We start from the raw sequence: 20330 nt of genomic DNA, 5'->3' as shown, positions 1-20330 counted from the left end.
CCCGGGTCGGCCCCGTGCCCGAAAGCCGTACGCGAAACGGCATCGGGCGACACGGGAACGGACGGCGCGGGCGGAAGCAGATGATGCGCGGCTGTCGGAGGCGGCGGCTAGTGTTCCGCCATGGTCCAGGTCACGGCCGCGCCCGATTGCGGCAACGCACCCCGGAAGCAGCTACTGCGCGATTTCGCGGTCGCCTTGGCGGACCGCGATACGGTAGCGCTGCTGTCGGCCGTCGCCGACGACATCGAATGGGACATCGTCGGACGGCGCACCGTCCGGGGCAAGGCGGACTTCGCCGCCGCGGTCATGGCGGTCGTCGATCGACCGGCGGAGACGCTCCGGATGGACAGCATTCTCACCCACGGCAGCGAAGGAGCCGTGAGCAGCCGCATGGGCTTCCCCGGCGGGGGCGAGTCGCGCCGCTGCGACGTCTACACCTTCACCGGCCACAGCAAGACCGCGAAGATCAAGCGCATCACGTCCTACTGGATCGGGGGGTGAACGGCGGCGCGCCGCTTCCGCCGGCGGCAGGGGGCCCGACCCGGCGCCGGGCCCCTTCCTCAGGGAGCGGAGCCCGACCAGGACGCCGTGCGCCCCACCGCCCTTGAAGCGACCTTGAAGCCCACCTCGCCGAGAACTCTTACAGCGGCGGACCCGCCGGGGGAATCACCGGCAGGCCCTCCGGGGCCCCCTTCTCCAGGAGGCGCCAGACGGCGTCGGTGTCCATATGGTCCTCGACCAGATCGCCGAGGGCGTCCAGCCGCGATGCGCGCGCTTCGGCGAAGTCGGTGTCGGGGGCCGGGCGGAAGTCGCGGTCGGCCGCCCGCGCCACGTCGGCCAGGAAGGCCCGCCGGAAGGCGTCGTTCTCCAGGGCGCCGTGCCAGGTGGTGCCCCACACCGCTCCCGACCGGCAGCCGTCGAGGAACGGCTCGGGCGCCTCCGCCCCCGCCCAGTCGATCTCCGCCACGCCGTGGTGGATCTCGTAGCCCACCACCTGCTCGCCGTAGGCGGTGCCGCGCGGGCGGCCCAGGGTCTTCTCCTTCGCGAACCGCACACCGACCGGCAGCAGGCCCAGCCCGTCGACGGCTCCGGCGCCGGACTCCACCTCGTCCTCGATGCGCCGCGCCAGCATCTGGTAGCCGCCGCAGATGCCCAGCACCGGCAGGCCGCGCCGGGCACGTTCGGCGACCGCCCGGTCCAGGCCGCGCTCGCGCAGCCACGCCAGGTCGGAGACGGTGGCGCGGCTGCCGGGCAGCACGACCAGGTCGGCGTCGTCCAGCTCGTGCGCCCCGGTGACGAAGCGGACGTCCACCCCGGGCTCCACGGTCAGCGCGTCGATGTCGGTGAAGTTGCTGATCCGGGGGACGCGGACCACCGCGACCCGCAGCGAGCGGCCGCCCACCGGGGCCTGCACGGGCCCGCGGTCCACGCTCAGCGCCAGCGAGTCCTCCACGTCCAGCCAGAGCCCGTCCAACCAGGGCAGCACCCCGTGCACCGGGCGGCCGGTGAGCCCGCGGATCATCTCCAGGCCGGGCTCCAGCAGCTCGGGCGCGCCCCGGAACTTGTTGACGACGAAGCCCGCGACCAGCGCCTGGTCGTCCGGTTCGAGCAGCGCCAGGGTGCCGAACATGGAGGCGAACACCCCGCCCCGGTCGATGTCCCCGACGACCAGCACCGGGAGGCCGGCGGCGCGGGCCAGGCCCATGTTGGCGATGTCACCGGCGCGCAGGTTGATCTCGGCGGGGCTGCCCGCCCCCTCGCAGATCACGGCGTCGTACCCGGCGCGCAGCTCGGCCAGGGACTCGACGGCGACCTCCCGCAGGCGGTCCCGGTAGGCGCGGTAGCCCACCGCGTCGGCCTCCCCCACCGGGCGGCCGCGCACGACGACCTGGCTGGTGCGGTCGCCGCCGGGCTTGAGCAGCACCGGGTTCATGGCGGCGGACGGCTCGATGCCCGCGGCGGCGGCCTGCATCGCCTGGGCACGGCCGATCTCGGCGCCGTCCGGCGTCACCACCGAGTTGAGCGACATGTTCTGCGCCTTGAAGGGGGCGACCTTCACCCCCTGACGGGCCAGCCAGCGGCACAGTCCGGCGGCGACGACGCTCTTGCCCGCGTCGGAGGTGGTGCCCGCGATCAGGAGAGCCGGGGCCTGCCCGGCGTTCCCGGTCACCGCCGCCCCCCGGGGATCGCGGCGACCGCGGCTGCGACGGCGGCCGCCCCGGCGTCCACGCCGCGCGCCAGGGCGACGGCGCGGCGGATGTCGGCGGCCTCGGGGTGGCGGCCCTCCCCCAGTTCGGGGCGGTGGTCCACACGGTCGCCGTACCGGTTGGTGCCGCCCAGGCGCAGGTCGAGGGCGCCCGCGAAGGCCGCTTCGCAGCGGCCGGAGTTGGGGCTGGGGTGGCGGTCGCCGTCGCGGGCGGTGATGCGCAGCGCGCGGCGCGGGTCTCCGCCGACGAGCGGGGCGGCGGCGCACGCCAGCAGCGCGGTCAGCCGGGAGGGCGCCCAGTTCGCCAGGTCGTCCAGGCGGGCCGATGCGGCGCCGAAGCGGTCGTAGCGCTCGGAGCGGTGGCCCACCATCGCGTCGAGGGTGTTGGCGGCGCGGTAGCCGAGCAGGCCGGGCAGCCCGAGCAGGGCGCCCCACACCAGGGGGCCGACGACGGCGTCGGAGGTGTTCTCGGCGACGGACTCGACGGTGGCGCGGGCGATGCCCTTCTCGTCCAGAACGGAGGGGTCGCGGCCGCACAGGCCGGGGAGGCGGCGGCGGGCCTCGTCGAGGTCCCCGGACTCCAGGGCGTCGGCGATGGCCTCGGCCTCGCGGGCGAGCATGGCCCCGCCCAGGGCCGCCCAGGCGGCCCCGGCGGTGGCGGCGGCGCGTCCCCCGGGCCCCGCCGCACGCTCGACGGCGACACCGAGCCCGGCGGCCGCCCCGGCCGAGAGGGCGGCGAACAGGGCGCCCCGCGCACGGGAGGGGCGGTAGAGGGCCTGCTCAAGGCGCGCGGCGGCGGAACCGAAGAGGGCCACGGGGTGGCCGCGCCGGGGGTCGGGGACCAGGCGGTCGAGGACGGCTCCGGCGATGAGCCCGGCCGATGTCGGCCACGCCGCTCCGAGGCCCTCGACGGCCTCGGAGCCGCGGCCCCGCCGCGGGAGCAGGCGGGAGGGCGAACGTTCGGTGCGGGGTCGTGGCGAAGTCACGGGCACAACCGTAGCGCCGCCGGTCACGGGACCCGCAGCGAGGCCGACCGCTTCAGCGTGCACACCGGGGCCGAGGGGGCTTCGGGTACGCCTCCGCAGCAGACCTCCCGGCCGCCCCCGCCGCCCCCGGGCTCCTCGCCCTCAGGAACCCCACCGGGCCTCAGACGTGTCCGGGATCGGCCAAATCCTCGGCAAGCCCGGTTTCCTCCCGCCGGGCCACGAGCATCCTCGTTCCCCGTTCCGTCCCCTCGCCACCCCCTCCGACTCCCCCGCCGGTTGGAAGCGCGGATGGGAGAGGAGGGAGGATGAGCGTCCTGGCGGCCCTGAACTGGCTGGCCTCGGCCGGTGTGTTCTGGGTCTTCTGAGGCCGCAGCGGCCGGCCGCCCGGTCACCGCGACCGGGCGGTCCCGGTCCGCCGCACGGCACCTGGGACACCCCCGCCCCGCCACCGACTTCGCGAAACGCGCCGAGGGTGCACCACACGCGGGGTTAATCACGGGTAACGTGTGGTGAGAAGCCGATAGCAGTCGATTTGGTGGAGCCCGCGTGGTAACGAGACGCAACTACGAATGTCCGTAGTTGTTATATTTTTGCCCGGCCATGGGTGACATCGCCCGAATACCGTAGGATGTCCCCCCGAGGCCGACGGCAGGCCGCGATACGGGCCCCGCCCCCGATCGCAGGACCACGGGCCACGCCCCGCCCCGCGCCCTGCGGTCCTGCAGGCAGCCCTGGCGTCGTCGCCTGTCGCACCGCGACACAATTGAATCGGGCACCCGTAGCTCAGTGGATAGAGCACCGGACTTCTAATCCGACGGTCGCAGGTTCGAATCCTGCCGGGTGCGCAACAAAACCCCAGGTCAGACGGCTAATCGAGCCCCACGGGGCCGGGGGTCGGCCCCATCTTGGGCTCGTCGTTCGCTCCCCAGCTCGGACCCAGCTCGCAGAGGACCTCCCGCCGCCGACCGCGCCGGTCCGCCCCCCCTGGTCCGCCCGGAACCCCCGTGCCCACGGGCACGGATCCACCCCACAGCGTCCGCTCCCCCGCCGCACGGGCACCAGTCGCACCAAGGGCCCCGGAATCGGCCACCAGCCCGGGCCCACCCCTGCCCCCGGGACAACACAGGGCGGCCCCGAACCGGGCACACACGCCCGGCACAGGGCCGCCCCGCTGTCAGGACCCCGCCTACCCGGTCGCGCCGCTGCGGGCCCGCTTCAGCGGCACCATCGCGGCCGTGGCCTCGGCGGCCTCCCGGGCCACCTCGGGGAACACGGTCTGGTAGGTGTCCTGGGTGAAGAACGTCGTGGAGTGCCCCAGCTCGGAGGAGACGACCTTCACGTCCACCCCCGCCGCAAGACTCAGTGAGGCGGCACCGTGGCGCAGCCCGTGCAGCGTGATCGGCGGCAACCCCGCCTCGGCGGCAATGCGGGAGAACGTTTCCGACACCTTCCCCGGGTGCAGCCCGGACCCGTCGTGGTGGGTGAACACCATCCCCGTGTCGATCCACTCCTCCCCTGTAGCAAGGCGCTCCTCGGCCTGGCGCCGCTTCCACGCCCTGAGCACCCGCACGGTCTCCGCGTCCAGGGTGATAGTGCGCTTGCCGGCCAGGCTCTTCGGGGTGCTCGTCAGCGTCTCCCACCCCAGCAGCACCACCTGCTGGCGGATGTCGATCTGCCCGTCCCCCAGGCGCACCGCGCTCCAGGGCAGGCCCACGGCCTCCCCGCGGCGCAGGCCCTTGAAGGCGATCAGGTGCCACAGCGCGTACAACCGGTCCCGCCCGGCCCGCTCCAAGAACACCGCGGTCTGCTCCGGCGTCCACACCATCACCGGCGAAGGAACCTCCCCCGTCGCCTCATAGTGTGCGACGCGGTCGGCCGACCAGACCACCGGACGGGGCCGGGGTGCGGACTCCAAAGACACATGCGAGGCCGCGTTCACCTGCACCGGAAGATCCGGGCGCGCGATCGCCGTGCTCAGGGCCGAGCGCAGCGTCGCCCGGATGCGGTGCTTGGTCGAGATGCCGACGACCCGCCTGCCCCGCACCGAGGCCTGGAGCTGCGGGTCCTGGGAGGCCTGGCAGGTGCGGATGTGCTCGTTGGCCTCCTCGATCGCCTCGAACATCGCCTGCACATGCCCCACCTGCAGCCGGTCCAGCCGCACCCACCCGATGTTGGGGGCGATGTGGTGGTCGATGTGGCCTCGGTAGGACTTGCGCGTGCCCTCGGCGAGCTTCTTCTTCCCCTCCAGCCACTCCTCCAGCCACGCGGCCACGGTCGGGATCTCCTCACGCACCCCGGTCCCGGCGCCGATGCGCCTGCGCGCCTCCTCCAGCGACGGCAGCTCGCGCCGCTCGCGGATGGCCTTCTGGACCAGGTCGGCCACCCGCACCGCCGCCTCGTCCTCGTCCCCCGCCACCTCCAGCAGCGCTTTGACCTGGTCGAGCTCGGCGAGCGCTGTGGCCTGGGTGTCGAAGCCGGTGCGGCGGGCCTGCCTGCGCCCGCCCTGGCTGGTGCGGGGAAGCTCGATCTGGAACCCCCACGACCCGTGGGCGGAGTTCCACGACCCGCCCGCCCGCTTCAGCCGCGGACACTTCACCCCCAGCAGTTTCCCAGTGTGTTCGTCGCGGCAGGTGCACCGCTTGAACGTGGTCCCCTCAACGTTGGCCATCAGCCCTCCGAAACGCTCTCCCTATGCTCCGGGCGGCCGCGGGGAAACCGGGGGCCTCAACGCGGAACCCTGGGTTCGTGCTGGCCGCCGCCCCTGCCCGACCGGCCGGGGCGCGGACCATCAGCGCTCTACTCCGCCCTGTTTTGCAATCGGATTGGGCGGGGAATCCACCGGATCCGCGAAGAACCTCCAGAGGCGCCCGCCGACTGGAGAGCACCTTGCCCGATCTCGTTCAACGAGGACCCCGAGGCACTTTCACCCCCGATTGACAACCTTTCCATTGCAATCGCCTTGCATTACCACCAGGCGATTTCGTATCTTCGACCCACCTTCAAAGGCGGGCCGCCATACAGGCCACCCGACAACCTCTCCATTACCGGCATAACGGAGATCGCAGGGATATAGTGAACAATTCTCCTAACGAGCACTACAGGGTAATGTGGCGGCAGACCGTCGCGGTGCAGGCGCAACTGAGCAGTATGTGCTGGAAGATCCGCGCCGCGGCCGTCCTCGCGATGGCCTCCACCTTCGGGGCGGCATCACTCGCCTGGCAACAGGGAGCTACCTTCACTCTGTTCGCGGCAAGAGTCGAGTTCGCGTCATCGATACTTTTTGTCGGGCTTATCGTGTGGTCCGGCCTCTTCTGCATGGACCGCGCTTGGTACCACCAGCTACTGCAGGGGGCGACGAAACACCGCGAGCACCTGGAGCAGGAGATCGCCGATCCGCGACTCCTTGTTACGCCCTCCCGCTCGGCACAAGCGGGCATCCGGCCCGATTTGCCACCTCTCCCCCACTACCCGCCGCCACCAACAGGCGGACTAAGCGCTTTCTATTGGGGAGGGTTTGTAGTTTTCGCTGCCTTCCACTTGGTGTTTGCCTTCGCGCTCTAGCCTCGAAAGGCGCGGCTGTCGGATTCGAACACGGGTGCGGTGTGTCTCCCCGGTTCCACTCGCTCCCGGGAAGGCGGTCTTAATCAGAGGCGGCCAGGGTTTCGGAAGCCACCGCCGTCAGGTCGGCGTCCCGACTTCGTGCGGCGCGCTGGATGCGCGCGGTCTCCGTCTCGACGGTGGCCGCCGGCACCCTCGGCCTCCTCTTTCCGTGTCTTCGGCTACTCCTGTGTCGTCCGGGGGTCAGTCGGGTTCGACGGCGCTCTGGTAGGTCATCAGGGCTCGGTGGCGGGCGCGCACGTGTTCGGGGATGGCCACGACCCGGTAGGAGGCCCTCCCGAATGCCTTTTCGCACACGTAGTGGGCGCCCTCGTAGTGCGGCTCGGTTCCGAGCAGGTCGGCCACCGCGTCGACCTGCTCGGCCTGGTCGGTGTCGTCGCCAGCGGGGAAGTAGACCAGGTCGAGCCCGCCGTAGGGGCTGACGGGCACAGCAGGCCCGGTTTCCAGGAAGTCGGCCAGGCGGCGCAGGTCGTCGGCCAACTCGGCGCGGTGGGCCTCGTCGATGGTTGAGAACACGGGTATCTCCTCTACTGCTGGCCGGTGGGCGGCTGGTCGTTGATGAGCAGGTGGGCGGCGGCGTGGGCCTGCTGGGGCACGACTGCGTTGCCGATCGCCTTCAGTTGGGCGTTGCGCTCCAGTCCGAGGTCCGGGTCGGTGATCCAGCCGGGGGTGAAGCCCATCGCCCACTCGGAGAAGGCGGGGTTGAGGCGGCGTCCGCCGCGCTGGCCGGGCTCCAGCGGGCACGGCGCCGGGTACCCGGTGATGTGCTCCCAGCGGCGGATTACCGCCTCCCGGCTGCCCCAGGCGCCGAGCCTGCGCAGCGGGCACCCCTCCCCCTCGTCCTCGGCTGCGTCGTTGCGGGGTGCGGGTGGCAGCGCCCCGAACCCGCCCTCCCGCGAGGGCGGGGGTGGGGGGAACAGCTCTTGCTGCACCCAGCCGCCGCCGGATTCGTCTCGGCCAACAGCCGGATTGCATCGGGCAGTGAGACCTGCTTGCCGCGCTTCTTGCGGTCGGCCACCGAGCAGGGGCCCCTCCCGGCGTCCCTGGCGGTGGGGGTGGGCAGCGATGAACACCCGCTCGCGCGGGTGCGGGGCGCCCACGTCGGATGCGCGTAGGCTGCACCAGCGCGCGTCGTACCCGATGCGGGCCAGGTCCCCGAGAAGGCGGCCCAGGCCCCGGTCGCGCCATCGGAGGGCGGCCACCTGTTCCACGAGCAGGAGGCGGGGTCGTAGATGGCGAACGGCTTGGACGACGGCGGTCCAGAGTCCACTTCGGGTTCCTTCCCGGATGCCGGCGGCGCGGCCGGAGATGGAGATGTCCTGGCACGGGAAGCCGGCGGTGAGCACGTCCACCGGCTGTACGCGGTCCCAGTCGAGGCCGCGGATGTCGCCGTGGTTGGGCACGTCCGGGAGCCGAGCCCTCAGGAAGACTGAGATGTCGGGGTCGTTGTCGGCGGCCCACACCAGCTCGGCGGCGCCGATGGCGCGCAGGGCGCCGAGGTCGAGTCCGGCGATGCCGGTGCACAGCGACCCCACCGCCAATGGCCCTTCTGCCTCGTGGAGAAGTCCGCCGAGGTGGCCGCCGTGGCCGCCGGTGCGCTCGAGGTGCGCGGTCAGCACGAGGCGCCCTCCTCTCCTTGGTGGCTGCCGGGGTTTTGGAGGATGAGCGCGTCCTCGTGCTGGACGACGTGCGCGGGTAGGCCGAGGCGCCGCTGGCGGGCGGTCTCGATGGACTGGAAGAACGAGGTCCGGCGCACCACGCCCTCCTCGCGCAGGGCGCACATCAGCGCCGCGCACCTCCCCACCGGTTCCAGCCCTGCCTCGGCGGCGGCGTCCATGACCCGGCCGGGGAAGTCGACCAGCACCCCCTTGGTGCGGAAGGGCCGGGTCGTGATCACTACGTGCGCGCCGGGCTCCAGCAGGCCCCGGCATGCGGCCAGGATCGCGGTGAATGAGGCCAGCAGCTCGGCTAGTGGCTGGTGGGCGAGGTTGGCGCGCAGCCGGGTGCGGCCGTAGCGGTGGGCGTGCTTGTCGACCGCCGTGGCGCCGTCGCGGGCGGTGCGCACCTGCCCGTGCGTCATCGCCCCGTACGGGGGCGAGGTCAGCAGCAGGGACGCTTTGCGGTGCTCGGCCGCGTGGGCGAGGCCGGCGGCGGTGAGCGAGGCCTCCCCGGTGTGCACCTCCCCGGCCCCGGACGCTCCTTGGGCTGCGGCCGCGTCGAGGTTGAGGCGGGCGATGGAGGCCCACTTGGACTCCAGCTCGATCCCGACCGCGTCGCGGTCCAGGTGGACCGCTTCGGCCAGGGTGGTGCCGATCCCGCACATCGGGTCCAGCACCACCTCACCGGGGCGGGTGAAGTATTCGACGGCGGTTCGGGCGATGGCCGGGAGCATTCGGGCCGGGTGCTCCAGCGACAGGCGGGTGTAGCGGGTGCCGCGCTGGGAGCGGGCCTGGAGTTGGCCGGTGGCCCAGATGGAGGGGACCTGCACGGCGTGGTAGGTGGTGTTCATCGGCCCACCCCCGCCCCGGTCTCCGTGCCTTCGTCGGGTTCGTGGGTGCGGGGTTTGGCGAGCAGGACCACGTCGTCGTGGGCCGGGGCGATCACCGTGGCCCCGCTCTCCCCGCGCCCCGCCGCGCCGGATGCCGGTAGGGCGGGGAAGGCGTGGTCCAGGCCGCCGTCGCGGACCCGGTCGACCAGGGCGAGGATGTGCTGGACGTAGACCAGTCCCGCCTGGTGGGCGTGGTGGGCCGCCACCGCCACCCGGTCGATCCCCCCGGACTTCTGGCGGCGCCCCGAGCACACCACCGCCACCGCCCCGCCCGGGGCCACCAGCTGCGCGGCGGCCCCGATCAGCTCCCCGGCCGCCTCTGCGTAGACAGCCCCGCGCAGGCGGCCGAGGTGCCCGTCCGGAAGCTCCCGGCCGGGCCGGTCCGGGGCGGGGTCGGGCAGCCACACCGCCACCAGCCCCGCCCGGCCGACCAGGTCCGCAACGACCTCGGGGGCGCGGCGCGCATCGGCGGCGTGCAGCTCCACCAGGCCCCGCTGGTGCTCGGGCAGCGCGCTGGTGCTGGCGAAGGCGCGCCGCACGCGCGCCAGGTCGACCTCGAAGCCGACCGTCCTGCGCTCGGCCTGGGCGGCGGCCCTGGGGGCGCGGCCGTCGTAGAAGCCCAGCAGCGCCACGGTGTCGCCCGGGTTGCTGAGGTCGGTGATGAGCCGCCCGCACAGCTGCCCGTGGGCCGAGCGGGCCTTCTCCTGGTTGCACGGCCACACCGCGATCGGCGGCCGCTCCTGGTCGTTGTGGTGTCCGTCGTTGCGTGTGCGCGGCATACGCGTGGTGCCCGCCGCGTCCCTGCTCGTACTCGCCCTCACGCCCGGCTATAGAGCCACCCCGGCCCCCGGTGTTGGACGCCGGGCGCGAAGACTCTTGCGGCAACCACGAGGAGAAGGAGGGGCAGCCCGGGGTGTGCGGGCCGCCCCCTTCGCCGGGGCGATGCAGGGGTCAGGCGACGTGCGCCGCCGCGAAGACAGCGCGGGCGGCTTCCCGCAGGGCGCGACCTGCGGCCTGTTCACCTTGGGTTTCCAGAGCGGTGGCCCAGGTGTGCAGGTCGGCGGCGACCTGCGCCCGCACGGCCGAGGCGAGCGCTTCGACCGAAGGCACCTCGACGCCTTCGCATCCCTGGGGGCCACAGGGCAGGGCCGCCCCGCGTTCGCCGTCTGCACCGGTGCGCGGGGCCTCCTCGGCCGGGAACCAGCGTGCCTTGGCCTTGCGCACGTCCGGGTACACCCGCCGCACGGCCCCGGCGTCGGCGAAGGCGTTCAGGTGCCGGTAGACGGTGTTGCGCGGGGCGCCGAGCTCGGCCTCGATCCCGGCCGTGGTGTGCCCGGGGTGGGCCCGGACGAAGGCGAGCACGGCCTGCTTCCAGGTCGGCGCCTGCTGCTCGGGGGCCGAGCACCCGGCCTCCCCGTTCTGGTCGGCCGGGTACCAGCGGTCGGGGCGGCCGGGGGCCGCTTCGCGCCGCACCGTGCTCTGGGCCCGTAGCGCGGCCAGGCGCCGGTGGACGGTGCCCTTGGGGGCGGCCAGGGCCGATTCGACCTGGGCCGCCGTGGCGCCGGGGCAGTCGGTCAGGTAGTCCAGGATGCGCTGGGGCCAGGTGCCGGGGCGGCGGCGCCCGCCCCCAGTTGTCGNGGGGGGTCCGCCCGCCGTTGTGGTCGCCGTCATGCCTTCCTTCCTCTGTCGCAGGTGCGGTGGCTAGAAGCGGGCGGGCATGCTCGCCACGGCCGCGGCGGCGGACGCCGCGACCACGCGCCCGGCCCGGCCGGGGTAGGCGGTAGAGACGTCGAGGTTCATACGCCACTTGGGGCGCAGCTCCTCCTCGTGCCGGAAGGCTCCGGCCACGCCCACGGTCACCTGCACGGGCCCGTCCCAGGCGAAGGGCACCTTCACCCGGACGCGGTGCTCACCGTCGGGGACGGTGCGGAACTCCTCGGCGATGAAGGCCCTCCAGCCGTCGTCGCCGATGGTGGCGGGCCCGGACAGGTGCAGCCCGTGCCCGGCCAGGTCCGCGCGCAGATCGGCGACCATCCCGGTGAGGACCTTCAGGCGCGGCCAGGACTCCAGGAGCCGGGCGGCGCGGTCCCTGAGCTCTTCGCCGACGGCGCTGTCCGTTCCGTCGGGGTGGTTCTCGGCCGCGCCGCTGTCGCTCACCTGGCGCACGAGCGGGTCGAGGTCGTGGTGGGCGGCGATGACCATCAGGTCCTCGTCCAGGTAGGGCGCCCCGGCCTGCTGCTTGCGCTGGATGTCGCCGCGCACCCCCGAGGCGCCGTGCAGGTGGGCGATGCAGCCCTCGCCCACCTGGGCGTCAGCGCTGACGGGCACGATGCCGTCGTGGCGCTCGGACCACACCAGCAGGGCGCCGGGACCGGCCGCGCGCAGGAGGCTGACGTGCTCCCAGGAGACGTTGGGAACGGGGAAGTCCATGGTGTTCGCGCCTTTCATGTCGGTGGTGTTCGGTGGTGGCGGGGCGCCCCCGGGCGGGCGCGGGCGCCCCGCCGCAGCCCCGGTTGGGGCCGCTGGTTAAAGAGCGGGAGGTGGTCAGGCGGCGCTGTAGCGGCGCGGGGCCTGGCTGGTCAGCTCGGCCTCGCCGTCCTTGGCCAGTCGGGCCAGGCAGTTCTGGATCGCGCCGATACTGCGCCCGAGCATGTGGCCGATCTCCGTAGGGGAGAACTCCTCGTCGGGTGCGCCTTCGAGCACGGCCTTGACCATGCGGCGCAGCTCCCCGGGTTCCAGGCGGCGGGTCCGGCTGACCGGGTTCCACCCCGCCTCCCCCGGGGCCGGGGGCTTCGCAGCGGCCCGGGGCACGGCCCGGAGGCGCCCGCTGGGGCACGGCATGTCCGGGGCCTGTCCGGCACCGCCGTCAGCGGCCTCTGCTCCGGGGCCCTCCGGCTCCGGGGCGGACCCCGGGCCGGAGCCGCCGCAGGCCGCCCCGACTTCGGCGCGGTCGGGCGCCGTGCCCTCAGGCACCTCCTGGGGCTCGGTAGCCCCCCCGTTGTCGGCCTCGCCGGGGACCGGGGCCGGGGCCGGGGCGGGGGTGAGGGCGCTCCACAGGTCAGGCGTCTTGGCTCGCCCCTCGCGGGCCCCGGGGGCGCGCACCGCGCGGCCTTCGGCCTCCAGGGACTGCAGGTGCTTGGAAACGGTCGAGCGGCCCAGGTTCAGCACGGTGGCGATGACGGCCACCGAGGCGGGCTCCTCGGCGGCGTCCAGAAACTCGACGACCTGCTTGCGGGCACGGGACATGACAGGCTCCTCTGAGGTGGAATACGCGTTCTGGGTGTTCGGGGCGGGCCGCCGCGCCCGGAGCGCCGGGGCGTGCGGGCACGGCGGCCCGGGGCAGTGGCCGTGGCTATTCGTCGAGGTAGCGGGCCAGGGTGCGGGTGAAGTCGGCGGCGGCTTCCCCAGCGGCGGCGTAGCCGGACTCGCCGGTCCAGGCCTGAACGTGCGCGCCCAGGTCGCGCAGGTGCGCGCGCACGCGCACCGTAAGAGCTCCGGGGCGGTCGGCGTACTTCACATCCAGGTGCCACCAGGGGCGGGCGACCAGGACGAGGTGGTCGCGGATGCCGCCGTCCCACCGGTGGCTGTGCCGGTCGAAGGCGAACCCGTGCCGGTAGAGCTCCAGGCGGGTGTCGGCGATGCAGGCGGGCATTCCGCCCTGCAGGAACCAGTCGCTCAGGCCGTTCAGGGCCGTGCGCTCCAGGGCCTTGACGCATTGGTCCATGCCGGTGGCGTCGGTACGCAGCAGGCGCAGTTCCTCGGTGAGGTCACTGTGGCCCCACACGGCGATGAACCGCTGCTCCTCGCATACCCCGTGGTGGTCGGGGTCCAGGACCGTGTACTCCTGACGGTCCCGGTCGTAGGCGATGACGGTGCCCGGCCCGCCGCGCAGCACCTGCCCCACCTGGTCGGGCGTGATGTGCGCGTGTGATGCCTGTTGGGTGAAGCGCTCGGCTGCGGCCAGCTCGTAGTCGAACACGAGTCCCTCCCTGTATTTGTCGTTCGCTGTTCGGTGGGCGGGCCGCCGCGCCCGGAGCGCTGGGGGGCGTGCGGGCGCGACAGCCCGAACCGGCTGGGGGGGGTGGTTATTCGCCGAGGTAGCGGGCCAGGGCGCGGGCGATGTCCTGGGCGGCGGTCCCCGCGCCCGCGTAGCTGAAGTCGGCGGTCCAGGCCTGCACGTGTGCGCCCAGGTCGCGCAGGTGGATCCCCAGCCGGGGCTCGGGCCTGCCGGGCGGCGGGTAGGCCACCGACACGGTCACGTGCGGGGCATCGGGCCGCAGGAAGTGGTCGCACGCGCTCCCCTCGACGGGCGTGCTGCGCCGCGCGGCGCGCAGGCCGAAGCTGCCCAGGGCCGCGCGCGTCTTCAGGACCGGCGCCATGCTCGCGAGCCGTTCGGTGTCGGCCCAGGCGGCCAGGTGTTCCAGGGCCCGGGCGCGAACCTTCTCGGCCGCGCCGCTGATGTCCATGCCGCCGCCCAGAGCCTCCTGGACGGTCTCGGCGAGGTCGGCGTGTGCGGCGACGGTGACCTGGTCGGGTTCGGCGGGCATCGGGGCGGCGGCCTCGGCGGCGGCGAAGCGGCACAGGCGGGTGTCGTAGACGATGGTGCTGCCGGGGCCTCCGGTGAGCGCGGCGGTGACCAGGCGCTCGTGGAACGGCGCCTCGTGGGCGTTGGCCAAAAAGTCCTCGGGGAAGGCGTAGCCGGACACGGGTGTACTCCTCACGGTGGTGCGCAGGGGTGGTTCGGGGGGCGGGGCGCCGCCGCACAGGGGCGCCCCGCCGGGGATAGGGCCGGTTCAGGCCTCGAGGAGGGCGCCGAGCACCGAGGTGATGGCGCCGGTGACCGCGATCGGGGCCAGATGCGGGCGGGGGCCGTCGCTGCGCAGGTCGAAGGCGGTCACGGTCCCGCGCCGGTCGTGGTGGACCGTCACGCCCGCCCCGTGGGCGCCGAGCGGGTGGGAGGTCGTGGTCACCTGCACCTTGAGCAGGGGCTCGGTGTCCCACCGGTAGGTGTCGGTCATGATGGTGTCCGCCGTGAGGCGGGCTGTGTCGGGTGCGGCGGTCAGGTACAGTCCCGCCTCGCTCATCGCCAGGCGCAGCTCATGCCCGCACACGGCCAGGTGCCGGGACCAGGCCCAGTCCTGCAGGGCCTCGTTGGCCAGGTCGGTGAAGGTCGCTGCCAGGTGCTGGGAGGTGCAGGGGTCGCCCTCGCCGTCCCGGATGCGGATCATCGTGTCGAGGTCGTCGTGTCCGGCGATGATCATCGCCTCGCACCCGGGCACGTAGCTCTGTGAGGTGACGAACACCAGGTCGCGGGCCTCGTGCCAGACGAGCAGGGCCCGGGGCCCGGCCGTGCGCAGCTCCTCGATGTCGCCGCGGTCTACCGTGATGCGCGGTCCGTGAGGCATAATCGTGCTCACAGCACACTCCTAACTACTGTGGGTGTTGTGTTCGGGCCCGCGCCCACCCCCGGTGGTGAGGTGAGATGCACGCCGGGGATCCGGGGCGCGGGCCCTTCTTTCGCCTACCGGCGCTGTGCCGGTAGGGGTCCTGCTCGGGGCCGTGGGCGGCCCCGGTCGGCTATGCCGCTACCGGTCCGGCCGGGCCCGTACGCGCCCCCTGTGTTCGGGGCACACGGGGCGGGCAGTTTCGTCTTCGCCTGCCATTGGCGCAGCCTTTCCGGTTTGCGCGGCCGCACGGGCCGCGTTGAATGGAACGGTTTCTTGGTTCCGGCGGGAAGTCAAGCCGTGTCGCGCGCCTGATTTCCCGTCCGGTTTTCGCCGGTGTTCCCGCCGACGGGACCAAGAACAACTTGGGTCCGGGGCGGTTGTCAAACCCCGCCCGGAACATTTTTCGACGGGCCCCGGCGTGGAGAGGATCCACGCACGCGCGCGCAGGGGCGCCCGCACGCGATAAGGAAACGTCCCACCTTCCCAGGCGGCGCCGTGCACGGGTGATCATCAGCGCCCGGCAGGCGCCGCCGGCATAGAGAATGAATATGGTTAATACTCCAATAGAAGAGTCATTAGAGTATGGAGAAGAATGGAAGGCAGGGAGTAAAGCGGGCCGCACGGGAACCGCGGGGCCCCACGGGCGCGGGCGGGTCTTCGGGCCGGTGCGGCGGCCCGCCCACGGAGGAGGGACTACACCTACGGTGTAGAGTCAGGGCTCCCGACCCAAGCCCCTGAATACGGCACGACCTGCTGTGATGTCGCCCGTCCGGGGCTTGGGTCCTTGATCCCAAGCCAAGGCCCAAGGCAAGGCCCAAGCCGAACCCACGTCGAACCCAACCCAAGGCCCAAGGGGTCTTCACACCTCGATGGTGGGCGTCGGCATCCTCTTCATGCAGGCTTCCGCGGGCCCGCAGCGCTGATCGGCGTGATCGAAGTCAGCGACTCGACGAACCCTCGGCAGTTCTTGCTCGGACGCTCGCCGATCTCCCGCAACCTGTCGACGAGAATACGGTAGGTGTGGTGCACGGCATCATTTTCCCCGAGTGCCGCCTGCGCCTCCATGAGCTTTCTGTACACGGCTTCGTTGTAGCGGTCGATTTCACACGCCCGCCGCAGGTAATTAGCGGAACCACCCTCTTGTGCGACCTCAGCGAGACGGACGAGCACCTTCGCGGCATCTCGTGCGCATCGGTGGCGCTCGGTTTCCACCCACGTTTCCGCGATTGCGGACAGCAGTTCCCCTTCGTATTCACCTACTGCTGACGCGCGGCACTCATTTCCCACCTGCGGATCGCGTGCGCCTGCGGCCTTCTCCAGGGCATCGTTGAAGCGCCAGAGGTCGACGTCGAACAGTTCTTCCTGAAGCCGGTAGCGGCTCTGCGCTGAGTCGTACTCGACGACGGCGACTTTGTCGTCGCCCAGGGCTGTACGCACTACGGTGCGGGCGCTGCTCAGGGCGTTGCTGCGGTGGCTGCGAGTGCGTGCTGCACCCGAGCGTGGAGCAAGGATGTCGTCGACCTCTTCAGCGCTAACCCCGTCGGGGCGTATGGCCAGCAGCGCGAGGAGCATGCGGGCTGAGGAGCGCATGCGCTCGGCGACGTCGGTCCCGTCGACCTCGACGGCCAAGTGCGGGGCGAACAGGCGGAGCTGGACCGGCTTCGGGCTGCCGGCGGACTCCGGCGGGTCCGGCGTGCCAGTTCCCTGACCCGCGTCGTCGGGAACCGGAGCCTCGGCCCGGGGCGGGGGCGGTGCGGCGTACACGGGCGCGGTTTCGAGGCGGTGTTCCCCGCCTTCGGCGTCGACGAGGCGGGTGCCGTGCTCATCGGCGTGCAGGTGCGCACCGCTCCCAAGGCCTTCCTGCAGGGCGACCACCAGTGGCGCCCCCGGGCCCGGAGCGGGAAGCGCGTTCTTCAGGCGGTCGGCGGCCCCGGCGGGATCGTCCAGGATGACAAGCACGCGCCCAGGGGCGCTGCCTTCGCGGTGGGCGGCGAGCATGTGGGCCTCGGCGCGCACCAGCGCCGCCTGCACGGTGGCGGCCACACGCACCCCTGGTGGTTCTGCGCCTTCGGCGTGGCCGAGGCGGGTGAGCGCGGCACGGGTGGCCACCACGCTCGCCGAGGCATCGCTCCGCACTTCGTCGAGCAGGCGGGCCACGATGCTGGGGGCGCACGTCCCGGTAACGGTCACCCCCTGGGACGCGTCGACCTTCACGCCGTCGCCGAAGTCAAGGGTGTTCTGGGACTGTCCTGTCCCCGGCGTCTTTGCCTCCGGCTGCGCCGGGCTCGTGGAGGCGTCTTCGTCTTCGCGGCCGGCATCCGCCCCGGGCTCCTCCGGGTTCTGCGCCTGCTGAGACGTCGACCGGCCGTTGTCGGCTTGGTTCCTAGTGGTGCGCCTGCCCAGAGCGAATCCGGCCGCGGCACCGGCCACAGCCGCCGCCGCGCCGACCGGAACCACCCCTGCCCCGTGTTCTTCTTCAGGCGCGGTCTGGGACGCGGGCGCCAGTTGGTGGTCCGAGGCGGGTGCCGGTGGCGCGGCTTCTGCGCCCGGCTTCTCGGGCGGCAGGAGGGTGTAGGTGATCTCGATGCGGCGCAGGTCGGCGTGGTCCCGGCTGCCGTCGGCCCGGTCCTGCTCGTCGGCCATGCCTTTCGCGGTGACCTGGAAGTCCTCGCCGAGCAGGCCGTTCAGGTGGTCGGCTGCGGCTTGGGCCCGGCGCTGGGACAGCTCCTGGTTGTGCTGGTGGGGCCCGGTGGGGTCGGTGTGGCCGGTGATGTGCACCTGCTCGGCGCCCATCGCGGCGATCAGCTCGGCGGCATCCTCCAGGCTGCGGCGCATCGGCCCGTCCAGCTCGGCCGAGTCCAGGGCGAACCCCGCCACGGCCCTGGTCCGCTCGACCGGAGCAGCCGCCTCCACCGGGCCTTCCCCGCCGCCGGACGGGTCCTCATCCCCGGTCGCGTGTTGCGCGCTGTTCTGCTCCCCTGCGGCCTGACCGTTGTCGACCGCAGGTTCGGCCGGAGCGGCGAGCGCGGGGGCGGCGAGGCCGGTGGCGGTCCCGCTCGCGGCCAACAGCGCCGCCACCAGGCGCAGGAGCGCCAGGCGGGGTGCGGCCCCGCGCACCACCCGCACAAGGTCGCCGACCAGCACTGCGGTGAAGGCGCCCCAGGCCGCCCAGGCGGCCGCCACCAGGCCCGCCATGACCACCGGAACGGGCAGGGTCAAACCGCGCAGGTACATGAACAGTACCGGCCAGGTCAGGCCGCTGCCCTGCAGGGGCCAGCCGATGTGGAGCAGCAGGGCCGGGGCTCCGAGGAAGAAGGCGGCCCCAGCGGCGGCGGCGCAGGTGTCGCGGATCAGACGCATCTTCACTCCCCAACAAAGCGGGCGGGGCGGGATTCAGTCCTGGACGGCGGTGGCGCTGGCGCGGGCCTGGGCCCTTCCCCCGCCCAACGGGAGGATCACGGTGGTGTAGGGGACCTCGGCGGTGACCACCACCCTTCGTCCGTCGACAATTGCGCGGCCGGTGGCGCCGGAGGCGTGCAGGTGTTCCTCGGCCCGCCTTACAGCGGCGCCTTCGTCGAGGCGCACGCCCCCGGCGGCGGTGAGCTCGGCGGTGTCGAGTTCGCGTGCGCCGGCGCGGGCGGCCTCGTGGGCCAGGGTTCCGGCCCGGGTGGCGTCGATGAGCATGCGACCGCCGTCCACGACCAGGCCCAGACAGGCGGCGATGGCCGAGGCAAGGACCATGGTGAACACGAGCACCCGCCCCTCGTCAGTGCGGGCATTCATGGTGCGGCCTCCCGGGTGTCGCGGTAGGGGTCGATCGGGGCGCTTGAGGTGCGGGTCAGGGTGGTGTGCCCGGGAAGGCCGAGCGGCGCGAGGTCGCGCAGGGCGATGCGGCAGGTGAGCGTGGCCACCGCACTCTGGGCACGGTCCGGCCCGGTGGTGCGCACGCTCACCCGGTGGGACCCGCAGGCCAGGCCCCGTTCGGCCAGGGAGGCCTCGGCTTGGGCGCGTGCTGTGCTCTGGCGGTCGGCTTCGGTTGCCAGAGCGGCCGCACGGGCGGCGCTGTGCGCGGCCGAGGCGGCGTCCATGGCCGCGCTCACCTGCCGCCCGGCGGCCACCATCAGCAGGGCCGCCAGGATCAGCACCGGGGCCACGGCCATCAGCTCCACCGCCGCGCTCCCCCGCTCCCGGTGCGCCTTGGTGTTCATGGGGTGAGCCGTTCGACGGGGCCGCTGCGAAGGGCCCGCACCGCCGGTGTCCAGCCGGGGATGAGGCCGTAGGTGGTGCCGGTGACCGAGGCCCGCGCCTGCCCGCCTCCGCGCGCCACCGACACCATCGGATCGTGCAGGATGCCGCCTTTGAGCTGGGCGGCAGCCTCCTCACCGGCCCGGGTCCCGGTTCCGGCGGTGGCGTCGTGGGCGCGGGCGGCGGCCATGGCGCGCTCGGCGATGGCCTCGGCGCGGTGCTGGGCGTGGGCCCATAGGCCGAGCTGGAAGACGGCCAGCAGCATAGTGAAGGCGATGGGCAGCACCATCACCAGCTCGGTGCTGCCCGCATCGCCCCTGCGGTGCTTCACTTGGTGATGCCCAGGTCGATGCTCTGGGCAGCGTCGGTGAAGGTCTGGGTGAGGATCGGGCCGACCACGGCGGTGATGGCCACGATGATCGTGATCCCGATGACGATCTCGGTGGTGTGCGACCCCCGATCACCACGCCTGGCGATACGGCGGATGCGTTCAGCGACGATCCGGGTCAGGGGTGTGCTCATGGTTCTTCGCCTCCTTCGCGTTCAGAATCCGGTGATGACGTGCACCAGGGCCGGGTAGCCCACCAGCCCCATGAAGCCGAGCACCAGAACGGTGACCGGCAGGGTCATGCGCTCGGTGTCGGCGGCGGCGCGGGCCTCGGCCGCGGCGAGTTCGGCGGTGCGCAGCGAGGCGGCCTTGGAGGCCAGCGAGGCGCGCACCCGCGCCCCGTCGGTCCCGGCCAGCTCCAGGGAGGCGGCCAGCTCCGACAGCTCCACCACCCCCGCGCGGTCGCCGAGCTCACCGAGGCCCTGCCAGCCGGGCTCGGCCTTCACGGCGGCGGTGTGCAGGGCGGCCCGGATCTTCTCGGGCGCCCACCCGGTGCCGTGGCGCGCGGCCTGGGCCAGGGCGCCGCTGACGCCCGCGCCTCCGGCCAGGGCGATGACGGCCAGGTCGGCCAGCATCGAGGAGGCCGAGCGCAGTTCTTCGCGGCGCTTGCGCGCCTGGGCGTGGACCGCCAGGTCGGGGGCCTTCCAGCACGCACCCACGCACGCCGCCGCCAGGACGAGCAGCGCCAGGGGCGGAAGCAGGCTCACCCCGGCGGCGTGCGCGCCCAGCAGGAGCAGCACGAGGGCTGAGGCGGCGATGGTGCCGCCGGCCTTCTCCGCCAGGTACTGCCCCTCGCTGGTGTCGCACAGCACCAGGTCGGCCCGGATAGAGGCCGTGGGCAGGCCGGTACGGCGCAGCAGCGGCACGAACGACCGCCCTGCTTGCTCGACCG

Annotated in this window: 20 protein-coding genes and 1 tRNA gene; 3 read left to right on the top strand and 18 right to left on the bottom strand. The window is 73.1% G+C overall.

Annotation, left to right across the window (positions count from 1 at the left end; all coding sequences use genetic code 11):
• Positions 1–120: 120 nt before the first annotated feature.
• Positions 121–501, top strand: a complete 381-nt coding sequence (locus tag D476_RS0108180; RefSeq protein WP_017623459.1) for a nuclear transport factor 2 family protein — start codon at positions 121–123, stop codon at positions 499–501.
• A 139-nt stretch (positions 502–640) separates the two neighbouring features.
• Here D476_RS0108180 and D476_RS0108175 read toward each other — a convergent pair whose 3' ends face one another.
• The gene (locus tag D476_RS0108175; protein WP_017623458.1) at positions 641–2170 is read right to left on the bottom strand and encodes a cobyric acid synthase; all 1530 of its coding nucleotides are present in this window, start codon (positions 2168–2170) and stop codon (positions 641–643) included.
• Positions 2167–3192 (bottom strand): cobalamin biosynthesis protein, encoded by a 1026-nt coding sequence (locus tag D476_RS0108170; RefSeq protein ID WP_017623457.1) that lies wholly within the window; start codon positions 3190–3192, stop codon positions 2167–2169. The genes D476_RS0108175 and D476_RS0108170 overlap by 4 nt, the downstream gene beginning before the upstream one ends.
• Positions 3193–3964: 772 nt before the next feature.
• On the opposite strand from D476_RS0108170, the gene D476_RS0108165 reads away from it, so the two are divergent.
• Positions 3965–4037: transfer RNA gene (locus tag D476_RS0108165), tRNA-Arg, on the top strand.
• Between the two features lie 341 nt (positions 4038–4378).
• On the opposite strand, the gene D476_RS0108160 is transcribed toward D476_RS0108165, so the two are convergent.
• Positions 4379–5860, bottom strand: a complete 1482-nt coding sequence (locus D476_RS0108160) for a tyrosine-type recombinase/integrase (protein WP_017623456.1) — start codon at positions 5858–5860, stop codon at positions 4379–4381.
• Between the two features lie 437 nt (positions 5861–6297).
• Between D476_RS0108160 and D476_RS35500 the strand changes: the two genes are divergently transcribed.
• Entirely contained in the window at positions 6298–6753 is a 456-nt protein-coding gene (locus D476_RS35500) for a hypothetical protein (RefSeq protein ID WP_017623455.1), read from the top strand.
• Between the two features lie 240 nt (positions 6754–6993).
• On the opposite strand, the gene D476_RS32525 is transcribed toward D476_RS35500, so the two are convergent.
• The 15 genes from D476_RS32525 to D476_RS0108075 form a co-directional block, all read right to left on the bottom strand.
• Positions 6994–7326, bottom strand: coding sequence for a hypothetical protein (locus tag D476_RS32525; RefSeq protein WP_017623453.1), 333 nt, complete (start codon positions 7324–7326; stop codon positions 6994–6996).
• Between the two features lie 11 nt (positions 7327–7337).
• Complete coding sequence (locus tag D476_RS32520) at positions 7338–8429, bottom strand: DNA cytosine methyltransferase (protein WP_017623452.1); 1092 nt, start codon at positions 8427–8429, stop codon at positions 7338–7340.
• Positions 8423–9319, bottom strand: a complete 897-nt coding sequence (locus D476_RS32515) for a TRM11 family SAM-dependent methyltransferase (RefSeq protein WP_017623451.1) — start codon at positions 9317–9319, stop codon at positions 8423–8425. Before D476_RS32515 ends, D476_RS32520 begins: the two co-directional genes overlap by 7 nt.
• Positions 9316–10179: a hypothetical protein gene (locus D476_RS0108130; protein WP_152529271.1), complete on the bottom strand. Its 864-nt coding sequence runs from the start codon at positions 10177–10179 to the stop codon at positions 9316–9318. Before D476_RS0108130 ends, D476_RS32515 begins: the two co-directional genes overlap by 4 nt.
• 130 nt (positions 10180–10309) lie before the next feature.
• Positions 10310–11029 (bottom strand): helix-turn-helix domain-containing protein, encoded by a 720-nt coding sequence (locus D476_RS38830; RefSeq protein ID WP_017623449.1) that lies wholly within the window; start codon positions 11027–11029, stop codon positions 10310–10312.
• 30 nt (positions 11030–11059) lie between these two features.
• Positions 11060–11806, bottom strand: a complete 747-nt coding sequence (locus D476_RS0108120) for a hypothetical protein (protein ID WP_017623448.1) — start codon at positions 11804–11806, stop codon at positions 11060–11062.
• Positions 11807–11902: 96 nt separating this feature from the next.
• Entirely contained in the window at positions 11903–12604 is a 702-nt protein-coding gene (locus tag D476_RS0108115; protein ID WP_026123343.1) for a winged helix-turn-helix domain-containing protein, read from the bottom strand.
• A gap of 106 nt (positions 12605–12710) precedes the next feature.
• The gene (locus tag D476_RS0108110; RefSeq protein ID WP_017623447.1) at positions 12711–13337 is read right to left on the bottom strand and encodes a hypothetical protein; all 627 of its coding nucleotides are present in this window, start codon (positions 13335–13337) and stop codon (positions 12711–12713) included.
• Between the two features lie 106 nt (positions 13338–13443).
• The gene (locus D476_RS0108105) at positions 13444–14064 is read right to left on the bottom strand and encodes a hypothetical protein (RefSeq protein ID WP_017623446.1); all 621 of its coding nucleotides are present in this window, start codon (positions 14062–14064) and stop codon (positions 13444–13446) included.
• 87 nt (positions 14065–14151) lie between these two features.
• Positions 14152–14775, bottom strand: a complete 624-nt coding sequence (locus tag D476_RS0108100; protein ID WP_152529270.1) for a hypothetical protein — start codon at positions 14773–14775, stop codon at positions 14152–14154.
• A 921-nt stretch (positions 14776–15696) separates the two neighbouring features.
• Complete coding sequence (locus D476_RS0108095) at positions 15697–18165, bottom strand: BTAD domain-containing putative transcriptional regulator (protein ID WP_152529269.1); 2469 nt, start codon at positions 18163–18165, stop codon at positions 15697–15699.
• Between the two features lie 33 nt (positions 18166–18198).
• Positions 18199–18588 (bottom strand): pilus assembly protein TadG-related protein, encoded by a 390-nt coding sequence (locus D476_RS0108090; protein ID WP_239648635.1) that lies wholly within the window; start codon positions 18586–18588, stop codon positions 18199–18201.
• Complete coding sequence (locus tag D476_RS0108085) at positions 18585–19013, bottom strand: TadE/TadG family type IV pilus assembly protein (protein WP_017623443.1); 429 nt, start codon at positions 19011–19013, stop codon at positions 18585–18587. Before D476_RS0108085 ends, D476_RS0108090 begins: the two co-directional genes overlap by 4 nt.
• A complete protein-coding gene (locus tag D476_RS0108080) occupies positions 19010–19381 on the bottom strand; it encodes a TadE family protein (RefSeq protein WP_017623442.1) in 372 nt (123 codons plus the stop codon). The genes D476_RS0108085 and D476_RS0108080 overlap by 4 nt, the downstream gene beginning before the upstream one ends.
• Complete coding sequence (locus D476_RS0108075; protein ID WP_017623441.1) at positions 19378–19572, bottom strand: hypothetical protein; 195 nt, start codon at positions 19570–19572, stop codon at positions 19378–19380. Before D476_RS0108075 ends, D476_RS0108080 begins: the two co-directional genes overlap by 4 nt.
• Positions 19573–20330 lie beyond the last annotated feature (758 nt).

The sequence above is a fragment of the Nocardiopsis chromatogenes YIM 90109 genome (assembly GCF_000341185.1).
Lineage (GTDB): Bacteria > Actinomycetota > Actinomycetes > Streptosporangiales > Streptosporangiaceae > Nocardiopsis_A > Nocardiopsis_A chromatogenes.
This window is presented reverse-complemented; position numbering and strand designations above follow the sequence as displayed.

What these genes read in the sequence shown, in the direction of transcription:
- D476_RS0108180 (WP_017623459.1), top strand. Translation starts at nt 121, where the DNA reads ATGGTCCAGGTCACGGCCGCGCCCGATTGCGGCAACGCACCCCGGAAG.
- D476_RS0108160 (WP_017623456.1), bottom strand. Translation starts at nt 5,860, where the DNA reads ATGGCCAACGTTGAGGGGACCACGTTCAAGCGGTGCACCTGCCGCGAC.
- D476_RS35500 (WP_017623455.1), top strand. Translation starts at nt 6,298, where the DNA reads ATGTGGCGGCAGACCGTCGCGGTGCAGGCGCAACTGAGCAGTATGTGC.
- D476_RS32515 (WP_017623451.1), bottom strand. Translation starts at nt 9,319, where the DNA reads ATGAACACCACCTACCACGCCGTGCAGGTCCCCTCCATCTGGGCCACC.
- D476_RS0108120 (WP_017623448.1), bottom strand. Translation starts at nt 11,806, where the DNA reads ATGAAAGGCGCGAACACCATGGACTTCCCCGTTCCCAACGTCTCCTGG.
- D476_RS0108115 (WP_026123343.1), bottom strand. Translation starts at nt 12,604, where the DNA reads ATGTCCCGTGCCCGCAAGCAGGTCGTCGAGTTTCTGGACGCCGCCGAG.
- D476_RS0108095 (WP_152529269.1), bottom strand. Translation starts at nt 18,165, where the DNA reads ATGCGTCTGATCCGCGACACCTGCGCCGCCGCCGCTGGGGCCGCCTTC.
- D476_RS0108090 (WP_239648635.1), bottom strand. Translation starts at nt 18,588, where the DNA reads ATGAATGCCCGCACTGACGAGGGGCGGGTGCTCGTGTTCACCATGGTC.
- D476_RS0108085 (WP_017623443.1), bottom strand. Translation starts at nt 19,013, where the DNA reads ATGAACACCAAGGCGCACCGGGAGCGGGGGAGCGCGGCGGTGGAGCTG.
- D476_RS0108075 (WP_017623441.1), bottom strand. Translation starts at nt 19,572, where the DNA reads ATGAGCACACCCCTGACCCGGATCGTCGCTGAACGCATCCGCCGTATC.